Origin of the sequence: Streptococcus sinensis, from assembly GCF_000767835.1 — a bacterium.
GTDB classification, from domain to species: domain Bacteria; phylum Bacillota; class Bacilli; order Lactobacillales; family Streptococcaceae; genus Streptococcus; species Streptococcus sinensis.
In genome coordinates, this window is record NZ_JPEN01000098.1 from 1 (window position 1) to 16,408 (window position 16,408).

A 16,408-nucleotide genomic window follows, 5' to 3' on the forward strand; every position below is an offset into this window, starting at 1 on the left:
TCTTTATTTTCGTGTTTCTGTGGGTGACGGCTATGTCGTCATGGCTGTCTGTCCCAGACTCTGTTTGACCTTCTATAAAGTTTAGTATTTCCCTAACTCCCGCATGCTAGTATGATTTTCCTGAATGCGGCGGAACATTTTTTCCATATCCGACTTGGTAAAGTTGACCAAGACCGGCCGGCCGTGTGGGCAGTTGTAAGGATTGTCACACTGGGACAGCTGAAAGAGCAAGTCACGCGCAGAGTAGTCATCCAGACTGTGATTGGCCTTGATAGAGCGTTTGCAGCTCATCATAATGGCTAGCTCTGCTCGATATTTCTTGATGGAAACTTCCTTAGTCAGGAGAAGCATATCACACATCTCGTAGATGCCAGCTTCAATCTCCTCTTCCTTGAACCAAATGGGATGCTCGCGGAGGATAAACTGGTTGGCTCCATACTCTTCTAAAAAGATGCCAGCATCTTCTAACAGCTCCATCCGCTGCTTGATTCGCAACATATCGTCCGCTGGAAATTCAAAGATATAGGGCACTAAGAGCTGCTGCTGGCTATTGTCCACATCCCCAATCTTCTCCCGATAATACTCATACTTGACTCGCTCTTGAGCAGCATGCTGGTCAATAATGTAAAGACCGCCCTTGCCCTGAGCAAAGAGATAGGTACCATGCATCTGGCCGAAATATTCTAACTCTGGGAAGATTGACTTCTCTTCCTGTTCCAACTTATCCACAGCCCGCTCCAGACTAGCCTGATCTAGCTCTGGATGGTCTAGTTGGTCATAGCTGGCAGGCTTTCTCTCTGCGAATTTGACCGAAGTTGATTGCGGTTCTGCTTTTTCATCTGTCGCTTCATGAACAGGCTCCGCTGATTCTTCAAAGGATAGCTGCTGCTCGGCCACCTGTGGCTTGAGGAAGAAATCATTCTGCTCCTTATCGTAGTAGAGGCGATTTTCCTTCAGCGGGAGGCTGGTCTGTTCAGGTTTAGTCGCACGCTTAACAGTTGATTTGGCGAGATTTTCCAAAGCATCCGGGATAAGGTCTTGCTCCTTGAGACTGGTCGCAACGGCTTGCGAAATCAAGGCCATGAGTTCGCGTTCTTTAGAAATCCGCACCTCTTGCTTGGTCGGATGGACATTGACATCAGCTAGATAGGGATCAATCTGAATATTGATGACCGCTAGCGGAAAGCGGCCTACCATCAGCTTGCTGCCGTAGCCGTCCAAAATAGCACGATTGAGCAGGAAATTCTTAATGTAGCGACCGTTGATAAGAATCGTAATATAATTGCGATTCGCACGAGTCAGCTCAGGCAGACTAACATAGCCGCTCACTTCAAAATCCAAATCCGAAGCAGAGATTTCCACCATTTTCTTAGCTGTTGCCAGACCATAGATTCCTGCAATAGCCTGACGCAGATTGCCACTACCGGCAGTCCGTGTCAGTTCGCGGCCGTCACTGATAAGGGTGAAAGCCACTTCTGGATGGGCCAGACTAAGCCGATTAATCACATCAACGATATGGGACAGCTCAGCCTGCTGGCTCTTCATATACTTGAGCCGGGCTGGAGTATTAAAGAAGAGATCTTCTATCTTGATTTTCGTTCCTACCGGACTGCTAGCAGGCTCATGCGCTTCAATCTCACCGCCTTGGGCAATTAGTAGAGTCCCGTGCTGGCCAGTTTCCGTTGCAGTCTCAATGGTAAAACGTGAGACAGAAGCAATGGAAGGAATGGCCTCGCCACGAAAACCCAGCGTCCGAATCCGAAAGAGATCCGCCTGTTTCTTGATTTTACTGGTAGCATGGCGTCGAAGGGCCAGAGGAACATCTTCGTGGTCTATGCCCTCACCATTATCCGTCACCTGAATGCTCTTGAGTCCGGCCTCCTCGATTTCGATGGTAATCTGGCTTGCACCCGCATCAATTGAATTTTCCACTAGCTCCTTGACCACGCTGCTAGGCCGCTCAATGACTTCACCGGCCGCAATCTGATTGGCTAGAATTTCTGGAAGTTCGATAATTTTTGACATCTTTTTCTCCGTATTTGTTCTGCTATCTATTATAACACATTGGACTCTTTCTATCAGAGGTCAACCTTGTCTCGACCATTCTGCTTACAATCCAAACCAGATAGACACAAATAGCTGCCACATAGGCAAAAGGGCTTGTTTTCGCTGCTAAGTTGCGGTTTAATAAGGGTGAAAGGAGGAAGTTATGAAAGTTAAGCTAAGAATCGATTCTCAAGTCACCGAAGACTCCGTCAGCATTGAGGCTCGCCTCATGACAGAAAGCATTCAGGAATTGGTCCGCTTTGCTCAAAATCTAGGCAAACAGGACAAGATTCATGCCAAGAAAGAGGATGAAATCTATTTGCTGGACACTAAGGAAATCCACCGAATCTATACAGAAAATCGGCAGGTTCAGATCCGAACAGCAAAAGACGGATACCGAGCTCAACAAGCTCTTTATCAATTGCTGCAGGTCCTGCCGGACTATTTCCTGCAGATTTCTCAGTCGGAGATTATTAATATCAGTTATATCAGCCATTTGAAATTAACTCCGAATGGACTGGTACAAATTTTCCTAAAAAACGGCGATATGACCTACTCGTCCCGACGTTACTTAAAAGCTATAAAGGAGAAATTAGAATTATGAAAGCAACAAAAATTATCTTATCCGGTTTTGGCGGTATTTTCATCGGTTTAGGTATTTCAATGCTTATTTCCTATTTGAAAATACCAAATTATCTGCCTTTAGATCCAAAATCCCATGTTGGTCTCTTCTTCATGAACCACCATATCCACCCTTCTATTATGATGCTGTACTGTATGTTCATCTGGTTTATTTTCGGAGCTGTGCTTGGATATAGCCAAGTCATCTTCCAAAAAGATTGGAGCATTTTAAAGTCTAGTCTCAGTCATTATCTAATCGCCATTACAACTCTGATTCCTGTTTCCATCTTGGCTGGCTGGCTCCCCGCAGCCACTTTGGTAGGCACTATCCTATCAATTGGTGTTGAATTCAGTCTAGTTTATTTCATTGTCTGGGGCTTGCTTTACCTTTCTACCAAAAGAAAAATCGAAACTATTAACAGACAATTGCAAGACAAAAATAATACTTAAAAATCATCTACAAATAGGGTAATTTAACCATCATAAAAGGCTTAAAACCAACGTTTTAAGCCTTTTTCTATTTTTTAAAACAATTTTTTATACATCGCAATGGTTTCTTCTAAGGTTGGCATAAATGGATTTCCTGGAGCGCAGGCATCAATCAAAGCATTTTTAGAAAGATATTCAAAGTCGAATTCTTCTTCCTTGATATTTAATTCTGTCAATCTCTTTGGAATCCCCACCACTTCAGACAGACGTTCGATTTCAGCGATGGCATATTTTGCACATTCGACATCCGTTTTGCCAGCAATATCAAATCCGAGAGCACGTGCCACTAGACGGAATTTTTCTGGAACACGTTTAGCATTTTCTCGTTCAACAATTGGAAGCAACATGGCACAGCAAACCCCGTGAGGAAGATTGTAAACAGCTCCCAACTGGTGAGCCATCGAGTGAACATAGCCAAGACCTGCATTGTTAAAAGCCATTCCTCCAAGGAAAATTGCATTGACCATATTGGCACGACTTTCAGCATCATGGCCGTTTTCAACAACTTTTGGCAGGTTTTCCCGAATCAATTCAATCGCTCCCATAGAAAGCTTCTCTGTAATTGGATAGGCTCCTGGAGTAACAAGAGATTCAATCGCATGAGTCAAGGCATCCATTCCCGTTGCAGCAGTCAAGGCTTTAGGTTTGTCATACATTAATTCAGGATCATTGACTGAAATAGCAGCCAAACTATTCTTGTCAACCATTACCATTTTTACTTTACGATCTTCATCTGTGATAACGTAGTTTATCGTAATTTCAGCCGAAGTTCCCGCAGTCGTATTAATGGCTACGACTGGCAAGCCTTTTTCTTTAGATTTATGAAGACCCTCATAATCCTGAGGTTTTCCACCATTAGTAGCAATTACAGAAATACAGCTTGCTGCATCTTGCGGGGATCCCCCACCGAAGGAAATGATAAAATCACAAGCATCTTCCTTGAGAACAGCAAGTCCGTCCATGACATTTTTACAGGTCGGATTTGGCTCTACATCTTTAAAAAGGACGTAAGAAATACCAGCATCATCAAGAGGTTTGGTCACTTTGGCGAGCAAAGGGCCGGAAGCAAGAAAACTATCCGTTACTAACAACGCTTTGCGGTAGCCGAGCTCCTTGATGTAAGAGCCAATTTCATTGACAACACCGGCTCCAATAAGGTTGGCAGAAGGTACATAAAATACTGACATAAGGATTCTTCTTTATGAAATAGTAATAGAAGGACTAAAGATTACAGCAAACATATTCAAAAGACGACTATCAGAAACGAGCAGAGTTGCAACGATTCTATCTCTGCTCCTTACAAGCTAAGCTCATAGAATAGTCAATGATTTTCTGTTTTTCTGCAAGTTCTAGTCCAAATTTAATGACATAAGATACTTAAATAAACAGGTTCATATAAAATGAGCCCATTTAGGTGACTCTAACTATCCAATCAGGATTCTATCATTTTGCTATTGTTATGTTAACATCATTTTACCTCTGTCTTGAAGAAATTTCAAATACTTATACAAAATATCTTAAAATTTTTAAAAACCTAGTAAATTTTCATCACTAGGTTTTTGGTTTATAATTTCTTTTGTAATTCTGCTAAGACTGTCATAGCCTCCAGCGGAGTCATATTATAGATATTCAAATTTCTCAGTTCAGTCAGAACTGGATTTTCCGCTCCTTCTGCGAAAAGAGAAATTTGTTCAGCCACTTGCTGACTACCTGCTGACTTAGGAGAAGCTGCCAATGTCTGTCTTTCTTGACTTTCTAGCTGACTTAGGATATGGTCAGCTCGGTATAATAAGTCATCCGGAAGACCCGCAATTTTCGCCACATGAATCCCATAGGACTTATCAGCCGGTCCTTGCTCAATCTTATGGAGGAAAGTGACTCGGCCATCCTGTTCCAAGGTAGCAACATGGACATTTTCCAAGTGCTTTAGGCTATCCTCCAAAGCCGTCAGCTCATGATAGTGGGTCGCAAAGAGAGTCTTGGCCCCTGTTCGGTCATGAATGTACTCGATAATAGCCTGAGCCAGAGCCATTCCATCATAGGTAGCCGTCCCGCGCCCCAGCTCATCAAAGAGAATGAGCGAACGATCGCTAGCCTGCCGAATGGCCCGGTTGGCCTCCATCATCTCCACCATAAAGGTGGATTGGCCGGACACCAAATCATCCGCTGCCCCGATTCGAGTGAAAATCGCATCAAAAATAGGGAGACTAGCAGATTCCGCCGGTACATAGGAGCCCATCTGTGCCATGATGACGATGATGGCTAACTGGCGCATATAAGTTGATTTCCCACTCATATTAGGGCCGGTAATCAACTGGATATTGGTAACTGGATCCAAGGTGATACTATTAGGAATATAGCTCTGGGCTCCCATAACTTTCTCAACCACAGCATGCCGCCCCTTTTCGACAGTTAGAGCTCGCTCCTCGGTAAAGACCGGGCAAACCAGATGCTGGGTCTCAGCGACAACCGCAAAGCTCTGGAGAACATCCACCGTGGCCAAGGCAACGGCCAGTTCCTGCAAGCGTTGGATATACTTACCTACTTCCTCCCGAATCCGCATGAAAATCTCATATTCCAGATTGGCGGACTTGTCACGCGCCTCCAGCATCTCTCCCTCAATCCGCGCCAGTTCCTCTGTCCCAAAACGCTCGGAATTTTTCAGCGTCGCCTTGCGGAAGAAATGGCTAGGTACATGAGCTAGCTGGGAATTAGTCACATGGAAGTAGTAACCATCTTTTTTATTGTAATCAATTTTTAGATTATTGATTCCACTGGCTTCCCGCTCCTTAGCCTCGATAGCAGCAATCCAACCAGCCCCATCCCTCATGACCACCCGGTACTTGTCCAAGGTCTCATCAAAACCGGTCCGAATGATATTACCCTCAGTGATGATATGAGGGGCATCTGGAGAAATAGCAGAGCTAATCAAGGCAGCCAATTCTGGGATTTCATCCAAACGACCGATCAGCTCATCCAGCACCGGACTGCCAATGCCCTGCAAAATAGCTTTGATTTGAGGGACATTGCTCAAGGTTGAAGCCAGCTGCAGCAGATCCTTGGGATTGGTCTTACCAAAGGATACTCGGCTGGCTAGCCGTTCAATATCATAGACTCCCTTAAGGCTTTCTGTCAAATCACTCCGCTCAAAGAAATGATCCAGAAAAATCCGGACTACATCCTGACGGCGGACAATCCGCTTCTGGTCAATCAAGGGCTGTTGAATCCACGTCCGCAATAAGCGTCCTCCCATAGCTGTTTTGGTCTCATCCATCAGCCAGTAAAGACTACCATGCTTCTTACCAGTTCGGGCATTCTCTGTAAGGTCTAAACTAGCCTTGGTGGCATAGTCCATCTGCAAATAGTCCTGAATTTGATAATGATGGGCTTTCTTAAGGTGGCTGAGCTCCCGCATCTGGGTCTGGCGAACATAAGCCAATAGTTTCCCCGCCGTCTGGTACTCAATAGGCAACAAATCACTGCCTAAGAGCTGGACATCATCCAAAGGCTCCTTGACAGGAGACAAAAGGAGATTCATCTGACCTGCCAGGACCTGCTCCTCCGCCTCAGACAAGGTATAACCCAATACTACCTCTCGAGCCCGCAGATTGCGAATCTCTCCGCAAACTAGAGAAAAGTCCTTCAGACTGGTCACCTGAAACTCACCTGTCACCAAATCCATGTAGGCTAGACCATAGACTCCGTCTGCCCAATCCAGAGCAACCAAGAAATTATTTGCTGCATCAGGTTTGCTAGAGTCTACAACTGTCCCTGGGGTGATGACTTGGACCACCTCCCTCTTAACCACACCGACTGCATGTTTGGGGTCCTCCATCTGCTCAGCAATCGCTACCTTATAACCTGATTCGACTAAAACATCAATGTACTGTTGAGCTGAATGATAAGGCACTCCTGCCATAGGAATGGGATTGTCCGCATTTTTATTGCGGCTGGTCAAAGAAATCTCTAAAATCTGAGCCGCATTGACCGCATCATCATAAAACAACTCATAGAAATCGCCCATACGAAAAAGCAGAAAGGCATCTGGATAGTCCTTCTTGATATCCACATACTGCTGCATACCGGGTGATAATTTTTCTGCTGCCATTTTTATCCTTTCCAAAAACCTAGCCAGAGACTTTCCCTGAAAATAAGTCTTCTCATGCAAAATAAACGAGGCTAAGACTCTGTCTCCAACCTCTTTGCCCTCTCCAACATAGCTATCTATGCCATCCGTTCCTTGACATTCCCCTCTATTTCCTCAGCTGCCGCCCTATCTCGACAAATAACCAATAAAGTATTGGCGCCAGCCACAGTTCCTAAAATCCGGTCATCCAAGGCTCCATCAACAACATTAGCCAACACAGTTGCTTCTCCCAAACCAGTTCTGAAAACCAGTGAAAATTCAGCCCTAGCAACACTTTGAATATGCTTAGCTAAGAATTCAACCAAGTTCATTTCCTCTGTTTCCTGCGCTACAATATAATAAATTTGATTGTTTTTCCGAAGCTTTGTTAAACCAATCTCGCGCAGATCCCGCGAAAGAGTCGTTTGAGTTACAAAAATTCCCTGTTTCTCTAATCGTTCCTGAATCTCTTTCTGCGTTCCTAGCTTTTCTTGCTTAATCATCATTTTGATTATCTGATGACGATCGATTTTCTTCATTTTTACCTCATTCTTTTGAATATTTATCCCTTAATTATACCAAAAAATTCAGATTAGGCCCAAAAAAATTGAAGATTCCATTAAAAATGTGATAGAATAGTAACAAAAGACCCAAAGGAGTAAATATGGATAATAAACAATTAATAGCCAGCGAATTGGCTAAGGTAATTAACGGCCTTGACCAAGACGCTATTTTAAATTTATTAGAGCAACCAAAAAGTTCCGATCTTGGGGATATTGCCTTTCCTGCCTTCTCTCTTGCAAAGGTAGAACGCAAGGCTCCACAAGCTATCGCTGCTGATATTGTAGAAAAACTTGACACCACTTATTTTGAAAAAGTTGTTGCAACTGGGCCTTACGTCAACTTCTTCCTCAATAAGGCAGAAATCTCTAGCCAAGTCATCAAAGAAGTAATTAAAGAAGGCGCTGATTATGGCCAGCAAGATGAAGGCAAGAATGGAAATGTCACAATTGACCTATCCAGCCCTAACATTGCTAAACCTTTCTCTGTCGGTCACCTTCGTTCGACCGTTATCGGAGATGCTTTGTCTAATATCTTCCGCAAGCTAGGCTACAATACCATCAAGGTCAATCACTTGGGTGATTGGGGTAAACAATTCGGTCTCCTCATGGTTGCCTATAAGAAATGGGGTAACAAGGCAGCTGTCGAGGCCAACCCAATTGATGAACTCTTGGAACTCTATGTCCGCATCAACGCTGAAATCGAAAATGATCCAAGCTTAGATGACGAAGGACGTCTCTGGTTCAAAAAGCTGGAAGATGGAGATCCAGAAGCAACCGAACTCTGGCAATGGTTCCGCGATGAAAGTCTGGTCGAATTCAACCGTATCTATGACTTGCTAGGCGTCCAATTTGATAGCCTAAACGGCGAAGCCTTTTACAATGACAAGATGGACGAAGGTGTACAAATCTTGGAAGACAAGGGCCTACTGAAAGAATCTAAGGGTGCCAGCATTGTGGACTTGGATGATGTCAACCTTCCACCAGCTATGATTAAAAAATCAGACGGTGCCACTCTGTATATCACCCGTGATATCGCGACAGCAATGTATCGTGCCCGCACGTATAACTTTGTCAAAAATGTCTATGTAGTAGGACAGGAACAATCCAACCACTTCCGTCAGCTCAAGGCTGTCCTGAAAAAGATGGGCTTTGACTGGAGCGACGATATGATCCACGTGGACTTCGGTCTGGTCACCAAGAACCGCCAAAAACTGTCAACACGTAAGGGCAATATCATTCTGCTAGAGCCTACTCTTCAAGAAGCTATCAGCCGTGCCAAGGCGCAGATTGAAGCGAAAAATCCAGATTTGGAAAACAAAGAAGCTGTTGCCCACGCAGTCGGTGTTGGTGCCGTTAAATTTTACGATCTTAAGACGGATCGTCGCAACGGTTACGATTTCGATTTGGAAGCTATGGTTTCCTTTGAAGGAGAAACTGGTCCATATATCCAATACGCTTATGCCCGTATCCAGTCTATTTTGCGCAAGGCTGACTTCCAGCCAAATCCAGAGGCAAATTACAGTCTAAACGATGCTGAAAGCTGGGAAATTATCAAACTACTCCAAGACTTCGCTCGCGTAGTCAAACGTGCAGCTGACAACTTTGAGCCATCTCTAGTTGCCAAGTATGCCATCAGTCTAGCTCAAGCTTTCAACAAATACTATGCTCATACCCGCATCTTAGACGATAGCCCTGAACGCGACAGTCGCTTGGCGCTTAGCTACTCAACCGCTCTAGTATTAAAAGAAGCCCTGCGCTTACTTGGTGTCGATGCCCCTGAAAAAATGTAATATATAAGGACGGAAAGCAATCCGCTCCTTCCATCTAACATTAAAAGAAGACAAAAACGCATGAAGTTCGTTCCACAAAACGGTGACTTCATGCGTTTTTCTTGTCTTAATCCTCGATTTGGTAGAGGTGCTCAATGATTCCAGCAACTTTTTTGATATCTCCTAGCATTCCACGCATTTCAAAATCAGCCAATACGGAGAAGCCAAAGCGTTTTGCATATTGCTTGGCAGTCAGACAATATTGATTGTTAAAGTTGCGATTGCCACTGCCGACAACCCCAAAACACTTGCTGGCATTATTGCCGTAAGCAATGAAATCTGCAACATCTGTCGTTAAAATTTCGACATCACCATTATCAACACCATTTCCGCCTTCTAAATAAGTCGGCAGAAAAGTAATAAATTGGTTTTGCATTTCAAAGAAAGGCTGGCCTTCTTTAACCAAGTCTTTGATATGAATTTTTTCCACTTCTAAACTTGGATGATGTTCCAGCAAATAATCTGTCAAACGGCGGACAAAGCTTTCTGTATTGCCACTCAGGCTGATATAAACTAAGGAAACTTTCATATTTTCTCCATTCTAAATAAAAAACATCTGAGAACTCCTTAAATTGTAAGCTCTCGGATGTTTTTTGTCAAATCTTAATCTGCTATTGGGAAGAGCCCTTATCCCAACTCATCCTTTTCCAATTCTTTTTGCTGCTTCATAAATTTATAAAGAACCAAGCCTAAAAAGATAAGGTTTATCACCAACATAACAACTGTTGAAATTAAAAGTCCACCTGATACAAGCTCACGATACTGCGCGTCTAAAACGTTTAGCAAAGAAGAAGCACCGATATAACTATAGGCAATCCCAATGATGCTAATTACAAGATAGGCAAGATAAGTCAAATTTGCATAGACAATATTCTTACGAATCAAGAAGACTAATGCCGCAATGATCACAATCAGACTGAGAATAGCCAAAATTTTGTTTAGTGGATTCTGTACAAATTCACTATTTTTAGCAGTGTAATCTACCAGCTGTTTTACAACATCTTCAGGAATACCTGCTCCTTCATAGGCCGCTGCACTTTTAGGAGTGGAAGGCACCATCGTAGCATATATTCCCAATAAAGACAAGAGCAGAGACAGACCGACTAAAATATAAAGATAAATTGGCTTTTTCATCACTTTCTCCTTTTTCAAAAACTTATATGTTATTATACACCGAAAAAGCTCCAAAGGCAAGAGTCCCTCCTATTCTTAGAAACCACTCTTTTAGAAGGGGAACAAAAAACTCTCAAGAAAATGTTCTTGAGAGCTTTGATGGTCATTGGAATTAGTTCTCCAAATGCCATACTTCGTCATTGTATTGTTGGATTGTACGGTCTGCTGAGAAGAAACCAGCTTTTGCGATGTTCACAATGACTTTTTCCATCCAAACATCACGGTCTTCGTAGTCTGCAAGCATTTGCTCTTTGACTTTGATATAGTCTTCCAAGTCAAGTAGAGTCATGAACCAGTCTTTGTTCATTAACTCATTGTAAAGGCGTTCCAAACGTTCTTTCTTACCAACGGCCAGAATAGCATCGCTTACGATGAAGTCCACCAATGGTTTGATTGCTTGACGAGCATAGAATTCGCTAGGCTTGTAAGCTGACTTAGCATAAAGGTCGATAACAGTTTCTGAATCTTCACCAAAGATGTAGATATTGTCTTCGCCAACCAATTCAGCAATTTCCACATTGGCACCGTCCATGGTACCAAGTGTCAAAGCACCGTTAAGCATGAATTTCATGTTACCAGTACCTGAAGCTTCTTTAGAAGCAAGTGAGATTTGCTCAGAAATATCACCAGCTGCAATCAGGAAGCTAGACGCTGTAACATTGTAGTTTTCAACCATAACTACTTGCAGGTGTGGAGCAACTTGAGGATCATTAGCAATCACTTCTGACAAGCAAAGAATGAGGTGGATGATATCTTGAGCAATTGTATAAGCAGGAGCTGCTTTACCACCAAAGAAGACTGTGATTGGACGAGCAGGAATGTTGCCAGCCTTGATATCCAAGTATTTGTGGATGACATACAAAGCATTCATCTGTTGGCGTTTGTACTCGTGCAGACGCTTGATTTGGATGTCAAAGATAGAGTCTGGATTGATTTCTACACCTTGAGCCTCCTTCAAGTGACGAGCCAATTTACGTTTGTTGTGAGACTTGATGTCTTCCAGTTTTTCCTTCACTTCTTGCTTACCAGCAAAGTCAAGTAAGCCTTCCAATTTAGCAGCATCATGGTGCCAGTCACGTCCCAGAAGCTCATCCAAATAGCTAGACAGACGTGGGTTAGCGTGCATGAGCCAGCGACGGAAAGTAATCCCGTTTGTCTTGTTGTTGAATTTTTCTGGATAAATATCGTAGAAAGCCTTCAACTCAGAATTTTTCAGGATTTCTGTATGGAGTGCTGCAACCCCGTTAACACTGTAGCCATAGTGGATATCCATGTGGGCCATGTGTACACGGTCGCTCTCGTCAATGATTTGAACAGCTGGATCTTTGTACTCTGCTTTGACACGACGATCCAATTCTTCAATGATTGGTACCAAGTGAGGAACCACTTCTTGCAAGAATTCAAGAGGCCATTTTTCAAGGGCTTCAGCAAGGATTGTGTGGTTAGTGTAGGCAGTCATGTTACGAACGATTGAGATCGCTTCATCAAGCTCGATACCACGCGCAGTCAAAAGACGGATCAACTCAGGAATAACCAGTGATGGGTGAGTGTCATTGATTTGTACAACTGCGTAGTCTGCAAGATCATGCAAGTTGCTTCCTTTTTCGATCGCTTCGTCGATGATCAATTGCGCACCATTTGAAACCATGAAGTATTGTTGGAAGATACGGAGCAGCTCACCTTGCTTGTCACTATCATCTGGATAGAGGAAGAGGGTCAAGTTGCGAGCGATATCTGTCTTATCAAAGTCAATACCGTCTGTGATGATATCCGCATCCACTGAGTCCAAATCAAAGAGACGAAGACGGTTCTTAGTTTCTGTCTTGTAACCAGGCACATCAATATCATAAAGAGTAGATGTCAGAGTGAAGTGAGCAAATGGCACTTGGTAGCTGCGGCTAGAGCGAACCAACCAGTTTTGCTCAGTCAGCCAGAAGTTAGGAATCGTTGTCTGTTCGTTGTTTTTCAAAACCTGTTGGAAAAGACCAAAGTGGTAGTTCAGTCCTACACCATCACCATTGAGACCAAGTGTTGCAATAGAATCCAAGAAGCAGGCAGCCAGACGGCCCAAGCCTCCGTTACCCAGAGACGGCTCCAACTCAACTTCTTCTACTTCGATCAAGTCCTTACCAGCATCTGCCAGTTCTTGCTTCACATCGTCATAAAGTCCAAGGTTGATCAAGTTGTTAGACAAAAGTTTACCAATCAGGAATTCAGCTGAGATGTAGTAGAGTTTTTTCTTACCAGTATTGACTGGTTTTTGAGCGCTGGCTAATTTAGTGTAGTTCAAAAGAGCCAGATAGAGTTCTTCGTTGCTGCAATCAGCAAGATTTTTTGAATAAGTATTTTTGATATAAGTTTGTAAGTTTGACATGATTACTCCTTTCAAGTCTAGTTAGCTATCCTTTATTTGTTAATTAAATCGGTATTCATACGACGGTAAGTCTTGGTCAAGCTGTAAAGCTCACCTTCGATGATTGGATTCAGCTCTTCAGCCGTCATCCGCCATGCCCAGTTACCGCCAATAGTAGATGGATAGTTCATCCGTGCTGAGCTGTCCAATTCCAGCAGATCCTGCATAGTAGCAATGGCCATAAAGCTGACAGAAGCAAAGATAGTGCGAAGCATAGCATGCGGAACTGTTTCGTATTCTTTACGATTAGTGTACTGAGCCATGTATTCGCGGGTTGGATCATCAATTTCATCACGATACCAGCCAAGAACCGTGTTATTATCATGAGTTCCTGTGTACATAACGGAATTGTTTGGCGCTAAATGTGGGCTGTCAATACTTTCATCATTCGGATTGAAAGCAAATTGAAGAATCTTCATGCCTGGGAATCCAGTGCGTTCACGCAGCTCAATTACTTCATTGGTCATGAAGCCAAGATCCTCTGCAATAATATTGAGTTCACCAAGTGCTTCTTTAACAGCTGCAAAAAGTTTGTAATCAGGACCTTTCACCCATTTACCAGTTGCAGATGTTTCAGAATCAGCTGGTACTTCCCAGTAAGACTCAAAGCCACGGAAGTGGTCAATTCGAACAATATCGTAAATCTTGAAACTTTCGCGCAAACGATCAATCCACCAAACATAGCCGTCACGATCCATTGCTTCCCAGTCATAGATTGGGTTGCCCCAAAGTTGGCCAGTCGCAGAAAACTCATCTGGCGGACATCCAGCAACACAGGTTGGCTTGCCTACTTCGTCTGTTTTGAAGAAATGAGGCTGAGACCAAACATCGCAGCTGTCAGCCGCAACATAAATCGGCATATCTCCAACAATTTCAATATGATGCTTGTTTGCATAGGCTTTGAGTTGTAGCCATTGCTTGAAGAAAAGATACTGAGTCACACGGTGATAAACCAATTTATCTGATAATTCGCTGCGGTAATGAGCCAAACGGTCAACTTCACGACGACGGATAGCCTCATCTGGCCACTCTGTCCAAGCTAGGTTATCAAAATGTTCCTTGATAGCCATATATTCTGCAAAAACTTCCAGCCAAGCTGCATTTTCTTCAGCAAAGCGATAAAAACTGTCAACATCTCCAGTTTCAAGGAAGCGAGCAACCGCTTTTTCCAAAAGCGGACGACGAGCCTCAAAAATTTTTGCATAATCCACTTCTCGAGGATTATCGCCAAAATTAATACCGTGCAGATCTTCTTCGCTCAGTAAACCTTCATTAACTAAAAAGTCCAAGTCAATGAAATGTGTATTTCCAGCAAACGCTGAGAACGACTGATAAGGAGAATCTCCATAACTGGTGGTTCCCAAAGGCAAAATTTGCCAATAGCGTTGCTTAGTTCTAACTAAGAAATCCACAAAATCATAAGCAGACTGACCAAAAGAGCCAATCCCGTATTTACCTGGCAAAGAGGAAATGTGCATCAATACACCACTTTGTCTTGCTTTCATGTTGTCACCTCAAAAAAATTTTCCTGTCGTTCCCTACTTTATTCAGTGAAAACGTTTGCGTCGATTAGATTATAACTTATTTTTTTTAAAGCGCAAGCTTTTTTGATATTTTTTTGTTTTTCACACTAAAAAACTGTATCTATTCTATTATAAATAGGGTGATCACAGACCTTTTTAAAAATTCTTTAATTTTTTTCAAAAAGCTATTGCAAACGTTTACTTTTTGTGTTAAAATTATTTTTAGTCAAGAAAACGTTTGCGCTGAGTAACCGCTTTCTTAGAAATCATTACATTTTTTTATTCTTTAGGAGGAATAATCATGAAAAATAGAGTGTTAAAGAGCGTGGCTGTGTTAGGAACCGTTACTTTAGCTGGTTTACTTTTGGCGGCCTGCGGAAGCAAGTCTTCTAATAAAGATGCTGCTGCAAGCAACGAAATTACAGCTTATGTAGATGAAGGCTACAAGAGCTACATGGAAGAAGTTGCCAAAGCTTATGAAAAAGAAACTGGCACTAAAGTTACAATCAAAACAGGTGACGCCCTTACAGGTCTTGACAACCTTTCACTCGACAACCAATCTGGCAAATCCCCAGATGTTATGATGGCTCCGTACGACCGCGTAGGAAGCCTTGGTGCAGATGGACAACTTTCAGAAGTTGAGCTAGAGAAGGAAGCTAAGACTGATAACACTACTAAATCTCTTGTAACAATTGATGGAACTACTTATGGTGCTCCTGCGGTTATCGAAACTTTGGTAATGTACTACAACAAAGACTTGATCCAAAAAGCTCCAACAACTTTTGCTGAAGTTGAAGAATTGGCAAAAGACAGCAAGTACGCTTTTGAAGGCGAAGAAGGTAAAACATCTGCTTTCCTTGCTGACTGGACAAACTTCTACTATGCTTATGGTCTCCTTTCAGGAAATGGCGCTTATGTCTTTGGTAAAGACGGTACAGATCCTAAAGATATCGGTTTGGCTAACGAAGGTTCTATCAAAGGAATTGAATACGCTAAAACTTGGTATGAAAAATGGCCTAAAGGTATGCAAGATACAGAAGGCGCTTCTAACTTGATCCAAACTCAATTCCAAGGTGGAAAAACTGCTGCAATCATCGACGGACCTTGGAAAGCTGCAGCTCTTAAAGAAGCTAAAGTAAACTACGGCGTAGCAACTATCCCAACACTTCCAAACGGAAAAGAATACAAAGCCTTTGGTGGTGGTAAAGCTTGGGTCATCCCTGCTGGTTCTAAGAACGTTGACGGCGCACAAAAATTCGTTAACTTCCTTGCATCAACTGCACAACAAAAAGCTCTTTACGATGCAACAAACGAAGTTCCTGCGAACACAGAAGCACGTGAATACGCTGTAAGCAAGAAAGATGAATTGACGGACGCAGTTGTTAAACAGTTCAAATCTGCAGAACCAATGCCAAACATCTCTGAAATGAGTACTGTTTGGGATCCAGCTAAGAACATGCTCTTCGATGCTGTAAGCGGCAAGAAAGATGCTAAAACTGCAGCTGAAGATGCTGTTAAATTGATCAAGGAAACAATCGATCAAAAATTTGGTAACTAATAAACAAGCTTAAATAGAGGGGTGGGAATTTTCCCTACCCCTTGTTTGATAGAATAGGGCTTCTACT

General features: G+C 42.9%; 12 protein-coding genes. 4 read left to right on the plus strand and 8 right to left on the minus strand.

The features are described 5' to 3' along the window. Positions 1 to 81 precede the first annotated feature (81 nt). A complete protein-coding gene (mutL, locus tag SSIN_RS08215; RefSeq protein ID WP_037617803.1) occupies positions 82 to 2,025 on the minus strand; it encodes a DNA mismatch repair endonuclease MutL in 1,944 nt (647 codons plus the stop codon). Between the two features lie 184 nt (positions 2,026 to 2,209). On the opposite strand from mutL, the gene SSIN_RS08220 reads away from it, so the two are divergent. Together SSIN_RS08220 and SSIN_RS08225 are read left to right on the plus strand one after the other, a co-directional pair. Then, on the plus strand, positions 2,210 to 2,650 hold the full coding sequence (locus SSIN_RS08220; protein WP_037617805.1) for a LytTR family DNA-binding domain-containing protein: 441 nt from the start codon (positions 2,210 to 2,212) through the stop codon (positions 2,648 to 2,650). Continuing rightward, a complete protein-coding gene (locus SSIN_RS08225) occupies positions 2,647 to 3,117 on the plus strand; it encodes a DUF3021 domain-containing protein (protein WP_037617807.1) in 471 nt (156 codons plus the stop codon). The genes SSIN_RS08220 and SSIN_RS08225 overlap by 4 nt, the downstream gene beginning before the upstream one ends. Before the next feature lie 74 nt (positions 3,118 to 3,191). Here the strand turns inward: SSIN_RS08225 and SSIN_RS08230 are convergent, their stop codons facing one another. The 3 genes from SSIN_RS08230 to argR all read right to left on the minus strand — a co-directional run bounded on the left by SSIN_RS08230 (position 3,192) and on the right by argR (position 7,821). Beyond that, a complete protein-coding gene (locus tag SSIN_RS08230; protein ID WP_037617809.1) occupies positions 3,192 to 4,343 on the minus strand; it encodes an iron-containing alcohol dehydrogenase in 1,152 nt (383 codons plus the stop codon). 377 nt (positions 4,344 to 4,720) lie between these two features. Next, on the minus strand, positions 4,721 to 7,264 hold the full coding sequence (mutS, locus tag SSIN_RS08235; RefSeq protein WP_037617811.1) for a DNA mismatch repair protein MutS: 2,544 nt from the start codon (positions 7,262 to 7,264) through the stop codon (positions 4,721 to 4,723). A 116-nt stretch (positions 7,265 to 7,380) separates the two neighbouring features. After that, the gene (gene argR / locus SSIN_RS08240; protein ID WP_037617813.1) at positions 7,381 to 7,821 is read right to left on the minus strand and encodes an arginine repressor; all 441 of its coding nucleotides are present in this window, start codon (positions 7,819 to 7,821) and stop codon (positions 7,381 to 7,383) included. Between the two features lie 125 nt (positions 7,822 to 7,946). Between argR and argS the strand changes: the two genes are divergently transcribed. Further along, positions 7,947 to 9,635 (plus strand): arginine--tRNA ligase, encoded by a 1,689-nt coding sequence (gene argS, locus SSIN_RS08245; protein ID WP_037617815.1) that lies wholly within the window; start codon positions 7,947 to 7,949, stop codon positions 9,633 to 9,635. A gap of 106 nt (positions 9,636 to 9,741) precedes the next feature. On the opposite strand, the gene nrdI is transcribed toward argS, so the two are convergent. The 4 genes from nrdI to malQ form a co-directional block, all read right to left on the minus strand. After that, positions 9,742 to 10,203, minus strand: a complete 462-nt coding sequence (gene nrdI, locus SSIN_RS08250; RefSeq protein ID WP_037617817.1) for a class Ib ribonucleoside-diphosphate reductase assembly flavoprotein NrdI — start codon at positions 10,201 to 10,203, stop codon at positions 9,742 to 9,744. Between the two features lie 98 nt (positions 10,204 to 10,301). After that, on the minus strand, positions 10,302 to 10,808 hold the full coding sequence (locus SSIN_RS08255; protein WP_037617819.1) for an ABC transporter permease: 507 nt from the start codon (positions 10,806 to 10,808) through the stop codon (positions 10,302 to 10,304). A gap of 151 nt (positions 10,809 to 10,959) precedes the next feature. Next, the gene (gene glgP, locus SSIN_RS08260) at positions 10,960 to 13,221 is read right to left on the minus strand and encodes a glycogen/starch/alpha-glucan family phosphorylase (RefSeq protein WP_037617821.1); all 2,262 of its coding nucleotides are present in this window, start codon (positions 13,219 to 13,221) and stop codon (positions 10,960 to 10,962) included. A gap of 32 nt (positions 13,222 to 13,253) precedes the next feature. Next, positions 13,254 to 14,765, minus strand: coding sequence for a 4-alpha-glucanotransferase (malQ, locus tag SSIN_RS08265; RefSeq protein ID WP_037617823.1), 1,512 nt, complete (start codon positions 14,763 to 14,765; stop codon positions 13,254 to 13,256). A gap of 319 nt (positions 14,766 to 15,084) precedes the next feature. Between malQ and SSIN_RS08270 the strand changes: the two genes are divergently transcribed. After that, the gene (locus SSIN_RS08270; protein WP_037617824.1) at positions 15,085 to 16,341 is read left to right on the plus strand and encodes an extracellular solute-binding protein; all 1,257 of its coding nucleotides are present in this window, start codon (positions 15,085 to 15,087) and stop codon (positions 16,339 to 16,341) included. The last annotated feature ends 67 nt before the right edge of the window (positions 16,342 to 16,408 follow it).